The organism is Paenibacillus sp. FJAT-27812, from assembly GCF_001273905.1.
Taxonomy (GTDB): domain Bacteria; phylum Bacillota; class Bacilli; order Paenibacillales; family Paenibacillaceae; genus Pristimantibacillus.
Genome location: NZ_LIGH01000001.1, coordinates 4,090,964 through 4,112,133, shown reverse-complemented (window position 1 = coordinate 4,112,133; position 21,170 = coordinate 4,090,964). Strand labels below are relative to the sequence as shown.

At 50.8% G+C, this 21,170-nt stretch carries 17 protein-coding genes and 1 pseudogene; all 18 read right to left on the bottom strand.

Annotated elements, in window-relative coordinates; translation table 11 throughout:
* Positions 1-1,479 carry a glycoside hydrolase family 32 protein gene (locus ADU23_RS17410; RefSeq protein ID WP_053374891.1) on the bottom strand — a complete coding sequence of 493 codons (1,479 nt, stop codon included), beginning with the start codon at positions 1,477-1,479 and terminating at the stop codon, positions 1-3.
* 25 nt (positions 1,480-1,504) lie between these two features.
* Positions 1,505-2,062: a glycoside hydrolase domain-containing protein gene (locus tag ADU23_RS33630; protein ID WP_231637616.1), complete on the bottom strand. Its 558-nt coding sequence runs from the start codon at positions 2,060-2,062 to the stop codon at positions 1,505-1,507.
* 69 nt (positions 2,063-2,131) lie between these two features.
* Positions 2,132-2,862, bottom strand: a pseudogene (locus tag ADU23_RS33625) (glycoside hydrolase); the annotation flags it as partial.
* 286 nt (positions 2,863-3,148) lie between these two features.
* Entirely contained in the window at positions 3,149-3,604 is a 456-nt protein-coding gene (locus ADU23_RS17395) for an extracellular solute-binding protein (protein WP_197286079.1), read from the bottom strand.
* Positions 3,519-4,214 carry an ABC transporter substrate-binding protein gene (locus ADU23_RS17390; protein WP_197286078.1) on the bottom strand — a complete coding sequence of 232 codons (696 nt, stop codon included), beginning with the start codon at positions 4,212-4,214 and terminating at the stop codon, positions 3,519-3,521. The genes ADU23_RS17395 and ADU23_RS17390 overlap by 86 nt, the downstream gene beginning before the upstream one ends.
* Before the next feature lie 162 nt (positions 4,215-4,376).
* Positions 4,377-5,327 (bottom strand): carbohydrate ABC transporter permease, encoded by a 951-nt coding sequence (locus ADU23_RS17385; protein WP_231637615.1) that lies wholly within the window; start codon positions 5,325-5,327, stop codon positions 4,377-4,379.
* Between the two features lie 30 nt (positions 5,328-5,357).
* Entirely contained in the window at positions 5,358-6,260 is a 903-nt protein-coding gene (locus ADU23_RS17380) for a carbohydrate ABC transporter permease (protein ID WP_053374885.1), read from the bottom strand.
* 11 nt (positions 6,261-6,271) lie between these two features.
* On the bottom strand, positions 6,272-8,494 hold the full coding sequence (locus ADU23_RS17375; RefSeq protein WP_053374884.1) for a DUF5696 domain-containing protein: 2,223 nt from the start codon (positions 8,492-8,494) through the stop codon (positions 6,272-6,274).
* Between the two features lie 32 nt (positions 8,495-8,526).
* On the bottom strand, positions 8,527-9,159 hold the full coding sequence (locus tag ADU23_RS17370; RefSeq protein WP_053374883.1) for a YIP1 family protein: 633 nt from the start codon (positions 9,157-9,159) through the stop codon (positions 8,527-8,529).
* The gene (locus ADU23_RS17365) at positions 9,156-10,622 is read right to left on the bottom strand and encodes a hypothetical protein (RefSeq protein ID WP_197286077.1); all 1,467 of its coding nucleotides are present in this window, start codon (positions 10,620-10,622) and stop codon (positions 9,156-9,158) included. Before ADU23_RS17365 ends, ADU23_RS17370 begins: the two co-directional genes overlap by 4 nt.
* 20 nt (positions 10,623-10,642) lie before the next feature.
* Positions 10,643-11,512 (bottom strand): carbohydrate ABC transporter permease, encoded by an 870-nt coding sequence (locus ADU23_RS17360; RefSeq protein ID WP_053374881.1) that lies wholly within the window; start codon positions 11,510-11,512, stop codon positions 10,643-10,645.
* 16 nt (positions 11,513-11,528) lie between these two features.
* On the bottom strand, positions 11,529-12,428 hold the full coding sequence (locus ADU23_RS17355) for a carbohydrate ABC transporter permease (RefSeq protein WP_053374880.1): 900 nt from the start codon (positions 12,426-12,428) through the stop codon (positions 11,529-11,531).
* Entirely contained in the window at positions 12,425-15,265 is a 2,841-nt protein-coding gene (locus tag ADU23_RS17350) for an extracellular solute-binding protein (RefSeq protein ID WP_053374879.1), read from the bottom strand. Before ADU23_RS17350 ends, ADU23_RS17355 begins: the two co-directional genes overlap by 4 nt.
* Positions 15,266-15,482: 217 nt before the next feature.
* Entirely contained in the window at positions 15,483-16,295 is an 813-nt protein-coding gene (locus ADU23_RS17345; RefSeq protein ID WP_053374878.1) for a permease prefix domain 1-containing protein, read from the bottom strand.
* Position 16,296: 1 nt separating this feature from the next.
* Positions 16,297-16,632, bottom strand: coding sequence for a PadR family transcriptional regulator (locus ADU23_RS17340; RefSeq protein ID WP_053374877.1), 336 nt, complete (start codon positions 16,630-16,632; stop codon positions 16,297-16,299).
* 103 nt (positions 16,633-16,735) lie between these two features.
* Positions 16,736-18,553, bottom strand: coding sequence for an ABC transporter permease (locus ADU23_RS17335; protein WP_053374876.1), 1,818 nt, complete (start codon positions 18,551-18,553; stop codon positions 16,736-16,738).
* Between the two features lie 9 nt (positions 18,554-18,562).
* Complete coding sequence (locus ADU23_RS17330) at positions 18,563-19,369, bottom strand: ABC transporter ATP-binding protein (RefSeq protein ID WP_053374875.1); 807 nt, start codon at positions 19,367-19,369, stop codon at positions 18,563-18,565.
* 186 nt (positions 19,370-19,555) lie between these two features.
* Positions 19,556-21,166 (bottom strand): response regulator transcription factor, encoded by a 1,611-nt coding sequence (locus tag ADU23_RS17325; protein WP_053374874.1) that lies wholly within the window; start codon positions 21,164-21,166, stop codon positions 19,556-19,558.
* Positions 21,167-21,170: the final 4 nt, after the last annotated feature.

The following is a 21,170-nucleotide window of genomic DNA, read 5'->3' as shown; positions in this document are numbered from 1 at the left end:
CTATCCTAACTTGTTATTTTTCTGCCTCCAAACGGACTCCAGCTTATATACGTCAACTGAACGGAAGAAGGCAGCTCCGCCGCTTGCAAACAGCTCTAGCCCGAGACTGCCGGGTGACGGATAAATCAATGCCGTAAATGACGTTTCCCCGTTATCGACGAACAGCTCAATGACCGATTCATCTACAAATGCATGCAGCTTGACCGTTTTATCCGCAGCGCGGTGTGGAGCCTCAAATCGTTTGCCAAAATGAAACGGGCTGCCTTCGCGATTCATGAAATCGCTTCTGCCAGACCGCATCCGGTCTACGAAAACCGTCTGCGTCCCGGGCTCGTAGCCAATTTCTGTTGCCTCATTTCCTTCCTCTGAACAACGCACGCGTAAGCCGAAGGACTGGGCTTTCTCCCACTCGATATTCGCAATGAGCTCATACGAGCTGCCTTGAAAATCCAGCTTTACAGTCTGGTCTGACGCTTCTATGGAAGCAAAACGAAGCGAATCAGCTCGCAGCCGCTTAAGCTCGGCGATCGGCTTCTGGCAAAGTGTTATCGTTCCGTCTCTTAAAGTTCTTAATGAAAGCGAGCGCGGGATCGACATGCCGCCCTTCCATGGCTCGGTCGGCCCTGCGAACGGGTACTTCCAATTGGATGTCCAGCCGAGCCAAATGCAGCGGCCGTCCTCCTGCGGAATGCCCGAATAGGTAACTGCCGCATAAAAATCTTGTCCGTAATCGGTCCAGCGGATCTGCTCGCCAGCCGTATCATCGTTCACGAAACAGCAGCCATCAAACTCGCCGACAAAATATTGCGCGGTCGAGCCATCCGTTTCCTCGTTATCGCCAACGCTGACGTGAAGCACCCATTTGTGGCGCCCGGAATCGTCATCAACCGGAAGAAGGAACAAATCCGGGCATTCCCAAACGGCTGCCTGGGAGCCTTGGCCTTCGCCAAACTCACTTTCATATTTCCATGCTAGCAAATTGCTGGACGAGTAAAAATATACCTTTTTATTAACGGATACCGCCATGACCCATTTGCCGCTTGGCTCATGCCAGAGCACCTTCGGATCACGGAAATCGCGGATTCCCGGATTCGGGATGACCGGATTTCCTTCATATTTCGTCCAGCTGCTCCCGCTGTCGCGGCTGTAAGCAAGGCTTTGCGATTGCAAGCCGTCCTTATAGTGGGTGAAGATCGCGACCAGTCCCGCTTTGCCGCCGAATAAGCCGCTCGAATCATGGGTATCCACGACGCAGCAGCCCGACCAAATGTCGCCCAGCTCATCGGATACAAGAGCAAGCGGCAAATGCTCCCAATGGATAAGATCACGGCTGATCGCATGGCCCCATCGTCCGGTAAACTGATAGAACTGATGGTACACGCCCTCAAAAAACACCATACCGTTCGGATCGCTCATCGGGCCTTGCGGCGGCGTCAGATGATACTGCGGCCGGAACGGCTCCTTGTACAAGTCGGTCATGTTCATTCCTCCAGATACCGTTTACTTAAGCTCCCGGGACGAATAGCTTCAGCTTCGAAAGCGTTGTTTTTCCGCCTCTTGAGTACCAGCCCCAAGCTTGCCCTGGCATTTTGTATATTCTAGTTGTAAGCGCGGACTCTCCGATATAGAAGACCGCCACATCATTTTCGATAATAATGGTGAAAGGGTAGTCCGCATCCGGCTCGAGATCAATCGGCACCTGTACGTCGGGCTCGGTCGATGGGAGCAAATCGCCATTAGCCGCATCATAGCGAATCCGATCTTTAGCTGGCTCGATCTGAATGCCGTATGCTTTCTCAGGATCATCTCCCACACCAACCACTAAGCCGCTATAAGCAACCTTGCCATCGAATCGCACGGTACCGGTAATCTTCGCCGTTTGTGGCATTTTCGCAAAAATCATACCGCTTGTCCCAGCCGTTCCGTCAAGCTCCCATGTATCGCCATTTTCGGTTGCGCCGCCTAGCTGACGAGTCGCTCTCAGTTCAGCTGATTTTGACAATAAGCGGTCAATCTCATCCGGCACCTTCACGCCAAGTGCTCCGTCCTTGCCAAGCGCCATTTGGTGTGCGACCATATTGCCGGCCCAATCCCATTTCATATAATCCTTCTCCAGCTGGCGCGTAGGCACCCAACCGAATAAAAACCGCCTCTCGCCTAGCGCGCCTGTTTTGGCCGCATAAAACGCTCTTCCATCAAAGACATCCTGTTCCGGCTTGGTCCAAGGACCGTCAAGCGTATCGCTTATCCGGTAATGGGTAGACTTTTTGTCGCTGAACTCAGAGAATACAAGCACCCATTTGCCATTCATCTGGAAAACATCCGGGCATTCGAGCATAAAAAACGACGATGAAGCTTCGACCGAAAGCGGCTCGCGAGCCTCCCATTTGCTCAAATCCTTGGACGCGAATAAAGCAATGACGCCGCCTGTGCCTTCCTTCCTCGCGCTAAGCAGCATCAATACTCGCCCTTCTCTTCATTGAATAAAACAAACGGATCTCGAAAATCATCCTTCTCATAACCATCCGGCGCGTAAAAAGCATCCTCCTCCGCCTTCGTCCAGCTCTTCAAATCTTTGCTGACCGCATGCATAACGGCTTCCTTCGGCTTGCCTTCCTGCGGGAACCTCCAATTATGGCCGGTATAATACGCATGGTACGTATCGCCCGCTTTAATGACGCTCCCCGTGCCAAGCGCCAAATCCTGCTCATGCTCTTCTCCAAAAGGGATCGATTCTCCTGCATAGGAATAGTCGGTCAAATTCGCTGTCGCTGCCATATGCCAAGGATGAAAGCCGGGAGCGCCGTCCCGCCAATCCTGCAAATAAAACAAATGAATTTGGCCGTTATCGGAAAATGGCATCACATCGCCTACCCAGCCCTCAGGCGGCTTCCAGAACAACCGATCCTTCGCTTCGTCCGCCGTGGCTGTCGTTGCTGCCGGCTCCGCAGTCTCGGCTATGCTGGGCGTCGCCGCCTCGAACTCATTGCCGCTGCAAGAGCTAACCAAAGCAGCTGTCGCGAGGCCAGCCGCGGCAACCATAAGCATCTTCCACCTTTTGTTCAAAATATGATTGTCCTCCCGTCTATGCGCTCATAACTATACCCGCCGCCATGCGTGCATGACGGCGGATAGATTCACGTTCCAGTTATTGGGTCAGCGTAATTTTAATGCCTTCCTCAAGCAGCGCTTTCGCAGTAGCCGCAAAAGTTCCGACCGGTGTGCCGTCCTTAATGCCCGTCAAAGCAGCCGTATTGGCATCCCAGTATTTCTCGACGCCGATCGGCGTAAATAGGATTTTGCCGCCAAGCCCGTTCATTTGATCAACCTTCTCTTGACCAAATTGCTTCACATTGTTTTCCGTCGCTACTTTAAGCTCGTTCTCCGACATCATCTTGATGAACACCGCAGCGCCCTGCGGGTTTTTCGATACGGTCGGGATCGACCATCCGGACATGCCGCCTGGACCAACGTCTTTTATGCCTTTTGGGCCTGTCGGAACGGGAACAAAATCAAGCTCATAGTCGCTTTTGAATACAGTGAAGCCGCCGAAGCCGTATTCCGCCGTTATCCCATGTCCATTTGCCTTCGGCGTACAGCTCACCCGGCGTTTTGACGCCATTGTTGTCAAACAGCGTTTTGTTATAGTAGATCACGATTGGAGCCGCGCCTACGCCAGCCGCGTAAGGCTTGCCGCCGAACGTGAACGCTTTGGTTACGGACGCATTCCAGAACGGATCAGCCATATCCATATACTGGTCAAGCGGCTGAACGATTTTTTTGAGCGGATATACAGGGAAGTTTTGATCGTTCGCTTGCGCTACGTCCACTTGATCGCCTGCATTGACCATCGAGATCAGCGTCGATTTTTGGTCGCCCCATGGCACCGCAATGACGTTTACTTTACCGCCGTAAGCCTGCTCGAACTGCGCGACCGTTTCCCATACAGCGTCATAGGCAGCCGGGTTTGCCGCTTTATTTTGTTCATATTGCTCTTTGGAGGTATGGTATAAAATCGTAATATCGCCGCTTTCGAGCTTAGGCGCTTCTGCCTTTGACTCCTCCGTTGCTTCCGGCGTGCTGCCGTTGCCGGCTGCTGCGCCTTCGTTTGTTTTTGCCTTGCCGCCATTGCTGCCGGAGCAGCCAACCATTACCGTAACGAACATCATCATTGCAGCCAACATGATCGCAAGCGATTTCCTGTTTTTGACCATTGTAAAATGCCTCCCCTTATTTGCATTCATCTGATTGATACCACTTTGTATCCATTTGTTTATTTCGTTGACACCCTTATTCAGCTTGCAGTCGCCTTGCGTCCAAGCGCTAAATGCTGGCATCGCCTCCCCTCATCAACGCAATCCGCCGATTCCGTCTCATTATTTAATCGCGACATGCTCGATGCTGTCCGTGAAGTACCGCTGCGTGACCAAATACAAAATGAACAGCGGCAGGATGGCGAGCAATGCACCTGCTTGAATGCGGGTGACGACGACCAGCGGATCGCTGATGGTCTGCACATTGACGACAGCCTGCAAATCCACGCGCAGCGACGATAAGGCAATCGCAAAGTTTTTTTTCAAATTGCCAAGCAGCAGGTTCGACATGTAGAACTCGTTCCAGTGCCATACGAAGGAGAAGAGAAATACCGTAATAATTGCGTTTTTCGCATTCGGAAGCATGACCGTAAAAAACGTTTTGAACGGTCCGCAGCCGTCCATATATGCAGCATCCTCAAGCTCATTTGGCATCCCTTTGAAAAATTGCCGGAAGATGAAGATATACAGGCCGGAGCGAAGCCCCATCCCTAGCATCGACGGCAGGAAAAAGGCCGAGTAGCTGCCGACGAGACTAATTGAATCCGGCCCGCCCGTCACGAGCTGGGTCAGCTTCATGATGCCGAATGCATCAAAGTACTTCATGTCCGCATACAGCGGCAAAATAATCGTCTGCACCGGCACGACCAGCGTCAATATGACGAGCGTGAACAATAGGCCCGAGAACCGGAATTTAAACCGAGCGAAGCCGTATGCGACGAAAGCGCAGGACAGGACGTCAAGAAGACCGCAGCCAATGCCGATGATCATGCTGTTTTGAAGCGCGTCCCAAAAGTCCATCACCCGCAGCGCGTCGGTGAAATTGCTTAATGTAAACGTTTTGGGTACCCAAATGACGCTCGGGTCCATCGCCTCCGCGGGACGGCGGAGCGCCATGCTGAGCATGTATAAAAGCGGATAAAGCAGTTGGTAAGCCAGTGCCGCAAGCAGAGCGAACCGAGCGATGGAGGCAAGCTTCTTCCTTGCCAGGTTCAGCTGCTTTTTCTGAATCATTGCATTCAAGTGGGGTTCCCCGCTTTCCGTTTAATCCTGCATGTAGACGATGCGTTTCTTGAGCAGCAAATAGACAGCGCCAAGGAACACGGCGATCACCAGGCAGTACAGCCACGCAAGCGCGCTGCTGTAGCCGAACCGCACCTGCGAAAAAGCCGTATTGTAAATCATCAGAATGACGCTGTTTCCATAATCGGTGAACGTGTCGATAATCGTGTAAATAATGTTGAGCATCATCATCGGCGTCAGCATCGGCAGCGTTATCTTCCAAAACTGCTCCCACGGCCTAGCCCCTTCAATCGACGACGCCTCGTACAAATAGCCTGGAATCGCATGCAGCCCTGCTAGAAATAGCAGCACCTGCACGCCGGAGCGCCATGTTAAATCAAAAATGCGAGCGATCACATTGTTAAAAATTCCGATGAGCTCCGTGCCAAGCCCAAGCTCCTGCAAAATACCGTTAATGCCGGCTCCCGTGAACAAATACACGCTTCCCGCTCCGCCTCGCATCCCTTCGGAGAACACATCCTCCTTCAAAATTTGCATAAGCACGCCCGAGGCGATAATGACGGGAAGGAACGATACCGCCCGCATGAACCCTCTGCCGCGGAATTTGTTTTTTAAGAGCACGGCTACGAATATGCTGTACACCAAAATGAGCGGAACGCCGTAGAGCATGTTCACAAAGGAATTAACCGCTTCGCGGATGAAGGTTGGGTCCTTGAACAAGGCGTACTCAAAATTGCCCCAGCCGATGAATGTCCCGCGCAGCCCTTCGGGCGTCATCTCCATGTTTTGAAACGAATAAAGGAGTGAAGTGAGCAACGGCTTCGCAAAAAACAATAGAAAGCCGAGCACCCAAGGCAGAACGAACAGAAAGCCGTAAAGCTCTTTTTTCTTCGTATAAGGCAAAGCCCGTAGTTGTCTAATCATGCGTTCACCCCCTATCGGATGAGATAGCTAAGCGCTGGAATCATGTCAGCGCCAACGGCAGCCTTCTCATTGTTGTAATTGACGACGGCTGTTTTGCCGCTTGCAAACGTGGTGCGGAAAACGCCATCCTGCAGCTTCTCATGGTTCGTAATCGCTTGGCCTGCCAGCTCGCCAAGCGCTTCGTTCAATTGCTCGTATTGCCCCTTCATATCCTCATAAAGCAAATTAAAATCGACGCTATACAGTGAATCGTATTCCGTCCCTAGCAATCTCGCGGAATCGTTTGCGATAAACTTAAAGGCAGGGAACGTGCCGGTTTCGATCAGCTTCAGCAGGTAGCGCCGCGGCATGCTTGATAGATTGATAGGCTCGCTGTAAGCAGGCAGCAGCCCGCTCAGCGCTATGCTGTAGAACGGAACCTCTTCATCCTCCAAGTCGAAGCCGCTTGCAAACAGCGGCACGTCCGACAAGCTTTGCGCATATGGGAACGAATACGCATTCGGTTGTTCGAACAGCAAGCCGTCTAGATTGCTTTGCGCCTTCCGAAGCCCGTTTTCCCAAGTGCTGCCGGTTACGTTCTTCGGCTGGCTGTCCCGCCGGAAATCCGAGTAGATCATCGAGCCCACCGTTTGCAGCGAAGCATGCTTTAGTCCCCCGTTGGCCGCAGCAGCGGTAAATCGGTCAAGCGCTTCATTTACTGCTGCTGGCTTCAGCAGGTACCAATGCTTCAAATTCTTGTTTTTGGTTTGATCGCTCAAGCGGTAATCATACTTCAGCACTGGAGCGCGGCTGATGCCTTTGGCGGCATCCCAAAACTTGCTGAAGCCGTTGCCGCCTTCATATAATTTGACGGGATCGACAACCGGATAGAAAGCGATCCCCTTCGAATCGAGCTCCTTCGCGAGCTTCTTGAAGCCCTTATTTCCGCCAAGCTTTCCTTCCGCAGCAAGCGATACCGGCACTTCGTCCTTGGTGCCGCCCGCAGCCCAGCCCTCCATCCGAATGGATAGATTCACGATGCCGTCCTTTTGCAGACGATCAGCAGCATGCCCTGCGTCCTTGAAGGAGGTTAGCGCCTCGACCGTGTTGTACGGAATGCCTAGAAACGTTCCCTTCTTCTTCACGCCCCCGATAAAGTCAATGAGCAGAGGAAGCTGCTTCCCGCCTGCTGCGGCTTGTGCCGCTATAGGCTTGACGCCAAGCTCCGTCTGCAAGTAGCTGCGATACTTGGCTGCCATCCCGGCGTAATCAGCGTCCTCGCCGTTTAGGAAGTAATACTTGACCTCGTAATTTACGCCGCCCGACATCGACTGCGAGGAACGGGTCACTTGCTTCTCATTCAACGTTCCTTCCAGCAGCAGATTCGTTTCGAACTCGAGCAGATTCAAATAGCTGAACACGTTGTTGTACGTATTGTTTTTGCCGCTAACCTCGGCTGCAATGCCCGCTTGGTAAGCGCCATTATGAATGACCGCGACAAAGGCCGAGTCATCCTTCCTCATGCCGAACACCGGCAGCCTGATCGCTTCCTTCGAATCCGTTTTACTTGGATAATCAAGCGACTGGTCGCCGCCGTAAACTCTCTCGTTATAGCTTTTGTAGCTGCTTTTGCTATTGTTGAAGTTAATTAATGCGCCGCTGCCATCGGGCACGAACAGATAACCTTCGTTCGCGCTGCCCGCTGCCCCAAAAAACGGCAGCAAACTAATATTAACCAGCTTGTATTTGCCCTGCTGCTTAATGCCTTCCGTTACAATAGTCGCCGACAAGGCATCTCCGCTAAGCGTGTATCTTACCGGCACCGTAAAGCCTCCTTTCGGAAACGAGTAGGTCACTTCAACTCCGTTCGGGACCTTGTTCCATCCGGGCTGTTTTTCCTTAACGCTTCCCGTGAAGCTGTTGAGCTGAAACGGTTTATTTTGGTCATCCACGTAATCGAGCAGCAGCTGAGCTGCTAGATCCATTTTTTTGGCGCCCTTGGCAACCCTATCGGCTTCACGATCGGCCGGATTGCTCGTCCAGACCGCTCCTGACGCTGTATCCGTCACGATGATCTCTGCTGTGGCGGGCTTATAATCGAGCGTAAGCCTGCCGGTATCCGCTGCGCGTACCGCTTCGCCTCCTTGTGCTGGCTTTACCGCCCTGCCCGCCGCAAAATTAGCTTCAATTCCCCCCGCAGCACTCATAATAAGCAGCATTGCCGCCATGACTGCCGTCCATATTCGTAATTTCATGCTGCCTTCTCCTTTCTGATCCACGTTCTGCCTCATAAGCGGAACAGCATTTCGTTGTATACCGTATAGATAAACACGTACACCTGCTGGAACAGCGTATAAAACAGCACTGCCAGGAAGATGGCAACACCCATCGCCGCAAAAGTCAGGGCAACCGACTGGAGCGTCTTAACTGCCCCGTAATCATGAATGGTCAGCAGGCCGATAAACATCAGCACCGCGCTCCACGCCATCGCCACTGTCGTTAAATAGTCAAGAAACATACCCTCTTCTTGGACGAGCACCTTACTGAGGAGCGTTGATACGATTACCGCTGCCACATAAGGAATGATCGCGTATGCGCTGACGATTGCGATTTGCCTTGCTTTGCCCTCGCCGTCCATCCATGTCGCCACAGCCCAATTGCCGGCTACCCATAGCGCATACAGCACAACTGTTTTTGCAGCAATCAGCCATACGTTTAAAGCGCTCAAATCAACAAGGTTAAAGGTATAACCCGTGCTCTGCCGCTTGAAGACCGAGGCGATGAAAAAAACGAGAACAATGAAGCCCGAAGCGAGCAGCGAGCCCTTGCCCTCCTCCTTAACGGAGTAAAAGCTGTCAAAAGGATGCAGCAGCGAGCTGAGGGGATTTAGTCTCTTCGAGTTAACAAGCGCAGCGATCATCGGCTAACCTCCCTTCGTCTCTTTCTCCTTGTATTTCTAAGCAGCTTATAGCCGTAAAACACAACGATCGCACTTATAAAAATCGTCATGATGATCGGCAGATTCTCGCGTACAGCCTGCATCCTGATTTGTCCAAACGTATCCGAGTAGCCGGATCGGTCCGTTCCTTGCCGGTAATAGGACAGGGCAGCATCATAGTTCCCTTCCTTCTCAAGCGCTTTGGCAATCCCTATATAGGCGATGCTGTTATTCGCATTCCGCTTGGCAACGGACTGCCAGATCACAGCCGCTTCCTCATAGAGCCCTTGGTTATACAGCACAGTCGCTTTTCGCACGAGAGAGCCATATTCCGAGAGCGAGAACCTCGTTACATTGCGCTTTGCCGTATCGAGAACAAGCACCTCGCCCTTCCAATAAGCGACAGCCGAGGGCTGTAGAAAGGTTCCTTTCTGATTGCCGAGCGAGCCGAATACCGCAATCGAATTGCCTTCGGAATCGTATTCGAATACGCGTCCTCTCGTCCGGTCCAGTCCGGCAATAAAGCCGTCCGTATCTACGCTTAAATCAACGAATGACGTATCCTGCTTCACTCCTTGCTTGAAGGAAAACTCCTTATCGCCAAAATCGCTGCCGTTTTGGCTCATCAGAACGTTGTTGCCAAGCGGGTTCAGCTTCTTTATTTCTTCCCGCGAATTTTTGGATATGATCGTCGTCGTGTAAATGAAATTGTCATCCCCGATATCGAGGTTCGAATACTCGATAGGCAGCAGCTTCATCATTGCCGAGCGCTGCTCCTTAGACAGCAGGTTTTTCCAAAAGGTCTCGAGCACGACGGCTGGCGTGACCTCCACCTTGCTGCTGCCGTAATAGCCCGTAAATTTCCCCTCGCTGCTAAACTGCATGAGACCGAAGAACTGCCCTTCCGACAGTACATAAATGCGCCCTGCTTGATCGGCAGCCACCTTCGTCGGCTTAAATTTAAAGCCCTCCGGGATAAGCGGATCGGTGGGCTTCTCAATGACAAGCTGCACCTTCTTGTCCGCGCCAACGCGCAATATCCGGCCGTTATCCCTATCCGCGATATACATCGTCCCGTCATCTGCAACAAACAGCCCCATCGGTGAGGCAAGCGATATTTCTTTGCCGCCCAAGTCCAGCTTGTCGATGATATCAACCGTCTCAAACCGTTCATTCAGCTTCACGATCCGTTTATTTCCGGTATCCGCGACGTAAATTTGGTTGCTTTTGTCCACGAACAGATCCTGGGGCTCGCTGAATGCTCCGGCCCCTACCTCGATTCCCGAATACATGCGTTCGGGCAAATAACTGGCGGGAGCCGCCTTTGATGCATCCCATTCGTCATATACATAAGATTGGTAAGGCGCCTCCGCCTTTACCGTTAGCGGCACTGCGGCCAAAATCGGGAGAAGCAGCGCGGCAGCCAGCACAAGTTTGATTTTCATGGCTTCACCTTTAACCTCCATCATTTGATCCCAGCGAAGGTCATCGTCTCTACGACCTTCCGTTGCAGCAATATAAATACGATAATGGGAGGAATCATGAGAATGACTGCTGCGGCAGCTCCGGCTCCCATCCTGGCGATAGGATCGCCTGTAACGATTTGCTCAAGCGCCATTCGGAACACCTTGAGCGACTCGTCAAAAATAAGCTCCTTCGGCGCATAGTTCCAAAGATTAATAAACTGGAAGATGACGACCGTCATGATGGCAGGTGTAGAATTCGGCCAGATGATGGAGAAAAACGTTCGAAATTCACTTGCCCCGTCGATGCGCGCCGCCTCCAGAATCGCGTCAGGCAGCTGCTCGATGAACTGCTTCATGAGGAACAGCCCAAGCGAAGCACCGATCCAAGGCAGAATCAATGCCGCATAGGTGTTTACGATGCCAAGCTGCGACATCAGCACGAACTGCGGAATGAACGTCACCTGCGGGACGAACATCAGCGCCATTACAATGATGGAGAACAAAATGTTTTTTCCCGGAAACTTATGCTTCGCAAGCGGATAAGCCGCCATCGCGGCGAACACCACATGCAGTGCCGTGCCAACAACCGAGATAAAAGCGGTATTAAAAATGTACCGGGACAGCGGCACCCACATATTGGATGCCAGCTGGAATAAATCCGTAAAGTTATTGAATGTCGGCCTCATGACGATCAGACGAGGCGGAAACTGCAGCAGCTCGTCAATCGGCTTCAGCGACGTAATAACGGCGAAGATGAACGGAAACGCGGAGAAAACACCGAGAAGCGCCACGAATCCGAATATCGCGATGTTGCCGGCAAGCGAGCGCCTTGCTTTCGTGCCGGATTTTTTGGTAGTTATCGTGAACATGGATGTCCTCCTGCGATCAAATTCCGACCTTCTGCAAAATTTTCGTTACGAGCCGGTTCGTAAATACCATCATGAAAAATAAGACGACCGCCATCGCGGATGCATAACCCATCTCATAACGGATGCTGCCGTAATCCATAATGTGGGTGACTAGCGTCTCGCCTGCATACTCCGTACTTGGAAACCCTGCAAGCTGGATCGAGACATCGGAGACGCTAAACGAGATGACGATTTGCATAACCGCTCCAAAGATCAGTTGCGGAATCATCGATGGCAGCGTAATGTACCATAGCTCCTGGAACCGATTTTTAATGCCGTCCATGACACCCGCTTCATACAGGCTGCGGTCTACCGTTTGCAAACCGGCCACGAAGGCAAGGAAGCTTATGCCTAAGCTCATCCAAAGCTGAACGACGATTAAAATGAGCAAAATATACTCCTTATCGAGCAGCCATGCGATGGGATCGCTTATGATCCCAAGCCCCATCAGCATGCCGTTCAAATAGCCGTAAGCATCCGGGCTGAAAAGGAGCCGCCACATCGGGAATACCGATATCCCAATGATGGTCGGGATATAAAATACCGTCGTCGCGATAGAACGCAGCGTCTTCGATAAATCATTGATCATCCAAGCGACCAGAAAGCTAAGCAGATAGCTTAGCGGCCCGGTTACGAAGGCGAAGAATAAGGTATTCTTGACCGCGACGATAAAGATGTCGTCATCCAGAAACAGCCGGATGAAGTTATACCAGCCGATGAAGCGCGGCGGCTCGATCATATTGTAGTAGGTAAAGCCCAGCACGATCGATAGAACGACGGGCAGTATGGTGAAGAGCAGAAAGAAAATCATGTACGGCGTCATGAGCAGATAACTTTCCTTGTGTCTGCCGATCGTTTGGATTATTGATCTTTTCATTGCTCCACCCCGAATTCATACCTTTTTCGTTTAATTTCTTCATTGATGCCTTTATTCCAATAGAAAAGGCTCTCCCTCGCATTGCCCATTTGGAACACGACCTCGCGGAAGGCATTATCGATGTTTCTTGACGTATAATAGCCGCCCGGAAGCTCAGGAATTTCGTTGACCTGCTCCCATTGCTCGGTTAGCTTGGCCTGCTCGGCGCGGCTCCAATTGGTTGATTCAAACGAAATCAGATTGGCTGGCACTCTTCGGCCCAGCATGCCCATCTCGTTTTCCAATTCACTGGCGAACTGGCTTTGGATCTCCGGCTGGTTGAACCATTTCATGAACGCCCATGCATCATCCTTGTTTTTGGCGTCCTTCAAAATGATTGAAGCCGTACCCGTCGCTCCGGTTGAACGGTCAATCGTCCCGTCCGCACGTTTCATTCCCGGAATCGGAACCATATCCCATGTGCCGGTTATTTCGGGCGCCGCTGCCGCTAAGCGGGTATACAGCTTATAGGTCGAGACGACAATCGGCATCTCGCCTGTACGGAACCGGTTAAAGTCATCCTTATAGAGCGGATAATCGTAAAGGTTGTAAAAATCCGTCCACTGTTTGAAAGCGGTGAATGCCTGCGGCTCGTCAAAGCGTGTTCCGTCTTCTTTCGCATTGTAGATGCCGCTGCCGCTCTGCATGAGAAGCGTCGGGAACAGATTAAGCGAGCCGATCCCTTTGGTCAGCAGCTGGAAGGCATCCAAGTTCTCGTACGGCAAGCCGATTTGCATATTGTTGTTTTGCAGCACGGGAGCGATCTTAAGCAGCTCCTCCCAAGTTTGCGGCGGGTCGATGCCAAGCTCCTTCAAGACATCCTTCCGGTAAAACAGCATAAAAAATTCCTGATCATCCGGGATGGCGAAGGTGCTGCCCTTGTATTGGTACGGAATGAATGCCGTTTCCATGTATTCCTTCTTCATCGAAGCAAATTCGCTGAATCGATCAAGGGGAGTCAGCGCTCCGCGTACAGCAAGGTTCATCGTATCGCCGCGGCTCGTAAACAGATTGACATCCGGCCCTTCTCCCGCCATTACAGCAGTTACAAGGGAGGTGCCAACCAGATTCAAATTGACGCTAATGCCCGTTTTGGGAATGAAAGACTCATCAATTAGCCGCTTCAATACAAAAGCTTGGTCGCGGCCAAGCCCCGTCCACACTTGAATGGAGCGATCCGCGTCCTCGCTTCCTTCCATGGAATCGTAATTTTGCAGGAACGAGCCTGCGAACGCTCGAACCTCATGCACGCTCTGCGCTAGAAGTCCGGCTTCCGCTTGCGGCCGCTGCTTCTCCTGCGAGGCAATATACAAATAATCAAGCTCAAGCGGCTGCTTCATGGCGCTTAGCATCCAATCGGCTAGCGCCGTTATGTTTGTTTTATAATTTTCCAAACGCTTCGGTATTTGGTCCGGCCGGTCGATGAAGCCATCCAGCTGGAGCGCAAGCAGCTTTAACGTACGGGAGCCGGCATTCGCTTGCCCCGACAATTGGTTGAGACTGATTGCTTCTTCTTTCATTTGTGCGGACAGCTTTTGGAACTGCCCGATCAAACCCGGCACGCTTTTGTCGATTTCATAATCGCGGTAGATATCAGGCTTGACGCCTGTAATCATCACGATTTTGCGGTAAAGCTGATTAAGGTCATATACCATTTGCCGGATACCCTGCGCGGCAGGCGCCAGGTCGCCAAGCGTAACCTCCAGCTTCAGCTCATGCTCGCCCTTCGTCAGATAAAAGAGGAACGGCTCGCCAGTCTCTTCTCCCAGCTCCTTAATGTCCCATTTCAGTTCATAGGGAAAACGAACGGCGTACAGCTCCCGAAACGGCACGGTGCCGTCCAGCTCAATCTTCCTGGAGACGAAGGAGCCCTTCACCTCGTTCTGATGATAACGGACGCCGATTTTGTAATATCCATCCGCCGGCGCTTCGAATTTATAGCTGATCCATTGGCCGGGGGCATCCCAGTTGCTGCCGCCGATTGTATTGATTCGAAGCTTCGTCGGGCTGTAGGGCATCGTTAACGGCGATGTTCGGTCCGTCGTCGGGAACAATCCCGATGCCGACTTGGCGTATGCGTGCTCCGCTTGAACCGTAACGAAGGTTTTGCCGCTTCCATTCGAAGCATTGGCTGCCTGCGATGCTTTGTACTCCGCATAGCTTGGCGCATTCGTTGCCTTCGTCAGCTGGAGGTAATCCACAGCGGCGCTCTCCCTCACATTTTCAAGCCGGATAACGTGCTCTCCCTTCTTAAGCGAGAGTCGCAAAGGCCCATCTTCCAGCTCGCCTGCGGCAGCCACTTTAGCGCTTAGCCAAACCGCTCCTTCAAGCTGCTTCGGACGAAGCTCGTTTCCGCCGCTTCTCTTAAGCGCACCCGGCTCATCATAGAACAGTCGGTTCAGCTCAAAAGGCGCATACGGATCAGAGATCGCTTTGCCGTCGACATAAAGCATAAACTCGATCGGCTGCCCATTTCCTTTGAGCGGATAATAGCCGAGGGATAGCTCATAATCGGCTTCATCCGCCACATGAACCGTCCATTCAAGCGTATCGCCTTCATTCCACTGGGCGATCTGCTCTCGTCCCTTCCACTCTGGCATAACAACCGCGCTCGCATGCGTGTCATTCATGCTGCCCGCACCAAGCAGAATGCCATCTGTCGGACGCTTGTCATCCGTAAGCTTGTATGCTGTTGCGCTAGCGGCCTCTTCCTCGGAATAGGAGAACACTGCCGCCGCGCCTATCGTTACAATGAGAAGCAAGCACATCACAGTGTAAAATATCCATTTTTTATTCACGGCCAACCCCCGAATTCGTTTTTTCCGCTCTCCCGCCCTGATCGAACAGGGTGAAAGCTCTTTGAATTTCTGCTGCACGACCACTATATCAAAAACAAATCGGCACTAATTTCACTATGCTCGGGTTTGGACTTTCAAAGTTTTTGGCACAGACATAAAAAAAAAGGATAACCCCCAAGTGCTTGAGGATCATCCTTATATGAATAAATGAGCTTTGTTAATTATGATTCGCTCTTCTGCCAACTAAAAAATAAGCCAAATATCCGAGCACATTCATGAGCGCAAAAGCAATGATCCAGCCAACGTTCAGACGCCGATGGTGGTAAGCGTTGATGATAGCCCAAATCGTAAATAAAACCGCGTAAATCGTTATGCCTGCTGTTAACAGGTAACCGACTAATGTAGCTAGATTTTTGGATTCCAAATGGATAAACCATTGGTCGCCGTGCGCATAGTAGAAATCCATTACGGAGGACGGCCTTTTTTCTCTTTCGTATTGATAGAACGGCTTCGCATTATGATTGAAATAGGATATGCTGCCCTCTGCCGTTTCCGTCTTAACATCATCCGTCTTATAAAGGCGTATATTTGTAATTTGTTTTGCATCTCTTACCAAAGCGATTAAACCCTTTTCCGACTCTTCTGTATACAAGGAATGTTTATCAAGAAATTCGTATATCGAGCCCGCGATTGCACTATTTTCCTCTCTATTGCCTACTTCAGCCTTCCATATCAAGCCAGAAGCCACCAGACTAATAAGTAGAAACGCAAATGCGATATACAGCACCCTTTTGGCAAAAATTTTCTGTGCCTTAAATAATAGGCTGACAACCGCACGCATCTCCTTTTCCCCGCCAAACCGTTCGATCGCAATCTCTATCGCTTCCTGCTCTGATTTTCCTTCTATTTTCAATTCATGAACGGCCTCTAGCAAATGGCTTTTCATCTCTGCTTTTAGCTCTTGCATTTCTTGTTTATTCCCGCTTGCATTTTTATATACCGAGTCTACAAACAACTCAATTTGGCTCATCTTATTGTCCCCCTCCAATGAACGAATCCATCATTTTTTTTAGAAACTGCCATTCCAAACGTTTTTGTTCAAAGCCCTCTTCACCAAGCGGCGTAAGCTTATAATACTTCCGTCTTCCCCCGGGTCCCTGATCATCGCCCCAATAAGAAGTAATCCATTTATAGTTCTCCAAACGCTTTAGCGACAAATAAAGCGTGCCTTCTTTAAGCTCGAATTGGCTTTCGCTTTTCTCCCGAACGAGCTTCGCTAGTTCATAGCCGTACCGATCCTTGTTATGTAACAACGAGAGGATTAACGTATCGATATGGCCTTTTAATACCTCTTTATTGACTTCCATCCTTTTCACCTCCTAGTTATACCTTAAAATAGATTACTCTATAATGCAAGGTATTCATAAAATAAATAGCCTAGGCTTTGCGCCTAGGCTAAATTCATAGTCATTATTTTGCAGTCCTGACCCTTCCCGGCAGCACGATGTTCCGATAAAGTCTCACGGTCAACAAATAGTAAGCGGTATAAATAGCCGCAAAAAGCGCGATCGGAATCCAGATACGATAGTAAGGCTCAGCCAAAATAAATGAGAAGAGGTTCATCCCGACCAACACATGCAGCAGACCCGCGATCCCCGGGAATAGGAATACGAGAAACAGCTCGTGATAGATCGAGCGAGACAGCTTCTCCTTTCGCACTCCCAGCTTGCTCAGCATCTCGTAACGCTGAACATCTTTTGCTGCGCCTGATAATATTTTGAACATCAAGCAGCTTGCCATCATCGCGAGGAAAGCTATGCCAAGAAAGAAGCCCATGAACAGGGTTCCGGTCGCATTGCCAAGGGCGTACTGGTAATACTGGTATTTGCTCCATGACATGTAATCATCTTTGTGTTTATCGATGTTAAGCTGGTCCAGCGCTTCCCATGAGGAGCGGTTTGCCAGAAAATCGCCCGTCTTTCCGATAACGATAACCTTTTCGTTTGATTTAAGCTCCTGCAAGGATTGCTCATCGACTATTCGGTAGCTTAATTGCTGGTCCGGAGTAATCCGCGACAAAAAATCTTGCCACCCTTCGCTGTAAGGCGTCGTCGTATCGTCCGTACCTGTCGGAAGCCTATCTGTAATCCGCTTCAAAGGATCACCGTATTTCTGATTGCTCGTCAAATTTGCAAATGGACGGTGGCTCTCGAGATCTTCTTTGGCAAAGTAGATTAGCTCATTCTCGATTTTATAGCGGTATTCTAATCGCTCCGTGAACGGAATTTTTGCAAGCACAGCCTCCTCCTCGGCTGATGGATCATGCACAATCGCATCATATACGCTGTAGCTCTCGCCCTTAATCTTGGCATCGTTTACGAAAGCCATTCCTCCGGAAATTGCGCCTGCGCCAAGCGCGATCAGCATGGCGACTGTCGCAAGTAGCTTCGTTAGGCCGTTGATTCGGAAGGATAGCTGCCCGTAAGTAAATGCCTTTATTCCGCGCGTGTTGTTGCTCTTCTTCCATTTCGCAACAAGGGGAGGGAGCAGCGTCATGAACAGCAGGTAGGTGCCAAGCGGCGTCATGACTGTCGCGGTGTACAGACCAATTTCCCGCAGCTGTTCCATAAAGGTCAGAGAAAAATAGCCAAGCCCCAGGGCGATGACTCCTGCAATAGCAAGCAGCACCTTCCAAAAGCTGCTCCGCCACATCCGATCTGCTTGAACGCTGCCATGGACAAGCTGCAGCACCTGCAACCTTGCCAGCTTCAGCTGATTCCATACCGCGGACAGACCAAACAAAATAACGAAAAACAATGCCGTAAACAAAATAGCCGGCATGTATACCGCGTGATAGCCGGATAAGTTCGCGTTCAGCTGCTTGGCAATCAATTGCCCGACAAGCGCCGATAGCCCGAACCCTAGCGCAAGCCCGGCTGCGAGCGAGATAAGGCCAAGCGCGATCGTCTCGATAAACATGAGCGAGCGTATTTTGCTTTTTCTCGCGCCCAGCACCAAATAAAGGCCGAACTCACGCTGGCGCAGCGAGAGCAAAAATCCGTTCGCATAAAGAATGTAAAAAAACGTAATCGACGAGAGCAGCACCGAGCCTAAAATATAGACGAGCTGTATCGAATTAATAACGGCGTTCTCCTCGGTGAAACTGCGATTCCATGCCATCGTCTGAAACATATAAAAGATAGAAATCGACATAACGAGCCCTGCGAGCAGCACGACATAATCCTTGTATTTGCTTTTCATGCCGGATAAAGCTAATTTCATTAACATGATGTCATCTCACTGCCTTCCAGTTCCATGCCACTGCACCGCTGCAGCTGCAGCAGCCGACGCCCCATAATCGCCGAGCATGTCTAGTATTTGCTTATAAAAGGATTCCCGGCTGCCCGTGCGGTGCAGCTCCTTCACCAGCTCTCCATCTTGAATGAACAGAATTCTGCGGCAGTAGCTGGCGCTGAACGCATCATGCGTCACCATAAGAATCGAAATTTGCTGCTCCTCGTTCAGCCTTTTCATCGTCTCCAGCAGGCTGACTGCATTTTTCAAATCGAGCGCTCCGGTTGGCTCGTCGCCGAGCAGCAGCGCTGGTTCATGGACGATCGCGCGTCCCGCCGCCGTTCTCTGCCTTTGTCCCCCGGAGATCATCGCCGGGTATTGCTCCGCAAGTGACGAGATGCCAAGATTGTCCATCACCTGCTGGACTCTGCCGCGAATCTCGCTTGCCGGTACGTTCTGCAAGGACAGCGGCAGCGCAATATTTTCGAAGACCGTCAAATTGTCCAGCAAATTAAAATCTTGAAAAATAAATCCTAAACGCTGCGCCCGAAAGTCGGACAGCTCATGGGCTTTCATCCGCGTAATATCGGTGCCGGCAATGGAAATGGTTCCCTCCGACGGGTTATCGAGCGTTGAGATGACGTTCAGCAGCGTCGTTTTGCCTGAACCGGACGCCCCCATAATGCCGATGAATTCTCCTTCCTGCATGGTGAAAGAAATATTATTCAAGGCATATACCTGATTTTCTTTCTTGTTTCCATATATTTTGGATATTTGCCTGATATCGATAACTGGCGCATTAGTCGTCATTGCTGCATCTCCTTCTGTCTCGGCGCTCATAGGCGCTATAATATTCAGTATAAGGAAGACGCCCAAATCAAACGTAATGTAACACTAAAGAAATCATAAAGATTTCCTTAACATATGGAGAGTTTCTTTTTTATCGAAAAAAAAGACGACAGCATCTTTCGCTATCGCCCGTTTGCAGGGTTCTTCCTATTCATTTGGACGTTCCCGGTATTCCTTCGGGCTTTGTCCATAAAACTTTTTGAAAGAGGTGCTGAAATAGCTGGAGCTGGATATGCCAACCAGCATCGCAATATCCGTCAGCCTAAGATTGCTTTGCCGGAGCAGCTCGCCTGCCTTGTTCATCCGCAAGCTCGTCAAATATTCGCTGAACGTCACGCCGACATGCTGCTTGAACAAGCCTGACAAATACGTTTCGTTCAGATGGAACATCCCGGCGAGCGAGGTCAGCGTAAGCTCATAGGCGAAATTATCGTCCACATATTTTTGGATAGCCTTGACGATGGACTGTCCGCTTGAGCTGCGCGTTTTCAGCGCTTCCTTCATCACTAGACGGGCAAGCTCCTCCAGCTGCTCCAATACTTGCTCGCGCGAATGAAAATCGCCGATCGTCATTTGGCAATCCCACAGACGTTTTTGCAGCACCGTATCTCCCGCTTCATACTTTTTGGCGATCGAATGAAACAGGAGCAATATGCGCGATGCGATAAACGTAAAGGAAAACATCGGATAATCGGTGCCACGCGGGATCATACGCTCTATAAGAACGGAATAAGCTTTATAATCGCCATTCTCAACAGAAACGACTAGCTGTCTCTCCATTTCCGGCGAGAACGCTGCGATCAAATCCTTTACCTTCGGGTCACCCGCTCCACTTATGCCATGAATCGTGCTGCGGCTCCAAGAAAGCATGCTCGACGAGTAGCCGTTCTTGAATTGCTTCACGCCGATGACCGACTCTCCGATTCCAACCACGGAATCGAGCCTCAAGTATTTCTTTATATTCGACTTGATCTGCCGAACAAACCGTTCCGTCAAATCGAGGCCTGCGCCTGCATCCCCTGCCTCCGCCAAAAAATGCATCATCGAAGGATGGCTGGCATCATAGAAAGGATGAACCCCGGTATAGGCATTCGCCGTTTCCCGGCATAACATCTGAAATGCCATATGCAGAAGATCGAGATGCTCTCGCTCGTCACCAAGCCTTCCCTGCGGCACTCGCATTTCCACGGCAACAAAGCGGACTTGTAGCCGCTCGTCAATGAAGGCTGACAATTTCAGCTGCTCCAATCTTTCCTTGATGACGAGAAGGCTGTAAAACTCCTCCTTCACAAGTCGAAGCAGCATCTGCTCCTGTAGGGAGAATAACTGCTGCTCCCTTTGAAGCTGCTCCGCTTTATGCAGCTGCTCATCGGTCTGCTCCAGGGCAATCTCCGCCGACAGCTTCTCGAGCAGAGCTGCCAGCTCTCTGCGCCCGACCGGCTTGAGCAAATAATCCTTCACGCCAGCTTGAATGGCTGCCTGCATGTAGGCGTAATCGGAATAGCCTGATAAGACGATGATTTTAAGCGACGGATACAATTGCTTGCAAGCCGTTATGAGTCCAATGCCATCCATTTGAGGCATGCGTATGTCTGTAATAAGTACATCTGGACGCTTATGCTTCTTCAATAGCTCCAGCGCTTCCACGCCGTTTGACGCTTCGGCTTCGATTTGATAGCCTGCGGCATTCCAATCCAGCTTCGCTTTTATGCTGCTGCGTACACCCGCTTCATCATCCACCAATAATATGCTGTACACATCG

What these genes read in the sequence shown, in the direction of transcription:
- ADU23_RS17410 (WP_053374891.1), bottom strand. Translation starts at nt 1,479, where the DNA reads ATGACCGACTTGTACAAGGAGCCGTTCCGGCCGCAGTATCATCTGACG.
- ADU23_RS33630 (WP_231637616.1), bottom strand. Translation starts at nt 2,062, where the DNA reads ATGGCGCTTGGCAAGGACGGAGCACTTGGCGTGAAGGTGCCGGATGAG.
- ADU23_RS17390 (WP_197286078.1), bottom strand. Translation starts at nt 4,214, where the DNA reads ATGGTCAAAAACAGGAAATCGCTTGCGATCATGTTGGCTGCAATGATG.
- ADU23_RS17385 (WP_231637615.1), bottom strand. Translation starts at nt 5,327, where the DNA reads ATGATTCAGAAAAAGCAGCTGAACCTGGCAAGGAAGAAGCTTGCCTCC.
- ADU23_RS17380 (WP_053374885.1), bottom strand. Translation starts at nt 6,260, where the DNA reads ATGATTAGACAACTACGGGCTTTGCCTTATACGAAGAAAAAAGAGCTT.
- ADU23_RS17375 (WP_053374884.1), bottom strand. Translation starts at nt 8,494, where the DNA reads ATGAAATTACGAATATGGACGGCAGTCATGGCGGCAATGCTGCTTATT.
- ADU23_RS17370 (WP_053374883.1), bottom strand. Translation starts at nt 9,159, where the DNA reads ATGATCGCTGCGCTTGTTAACTCGAAGAGACTAAATCCCCTCAGCTCG.
- ADU23_RS17365 (WP_197286077.1), bottom strand. Translation starts at nt 10,622, where the DNA reads ATGAAAATCAAACTTGTGCTGGCTGCCGCGCTGCTTCTCCCGATTTTG.
- ADU23_RS17360 (WP_053374881.1), bottom strand. Translation starts at nt 11,512, where the DNA reads ATGTTCACGATAACTACCAAAAAATCCGGCACGAAAGCAAGGCGCTCG.
- ADU23_RS17355 (WP_053374880.1), bottom strand. Translation starts at nt 12,428, where the DNA reads ATGAAAAGATCAATAATCCAAACGATCGGCAGACACAAGGAAAGTTAT.
- ADU23_RS17345 (WP_053374878.1), bottom strand. Translation starts at nt 16,295, where the DNA reads ATGAGCCAAATTGAGTTGTTTGTAGACTCGGTATATAAAAATGCAAGC.
- ADU23_RS17340 (WP_053374877.1), bottom strand. Translation starts at nt 16,632, where the DNA reads ATGGAAGTCAATAAAGAGGTATTAAAAGGCCATATCGATACGTTAATC.
- ADU23_RS17335 (WP_053374876.1), bottom strand. Translation starts at nt 18,553, where the DNA reads ATGTTAATGAAATTAGCTTTATCCGGCATGAAAAGCAAATACAAGGAT.
- ADU23_RS17330 (WP_053374875.1), bottom strand. Translation starts at nt 19,369, where the DNA reads ATGACGACTAATGCGCCAGTTATCGATATCAGGCAAATATCCAAAATA.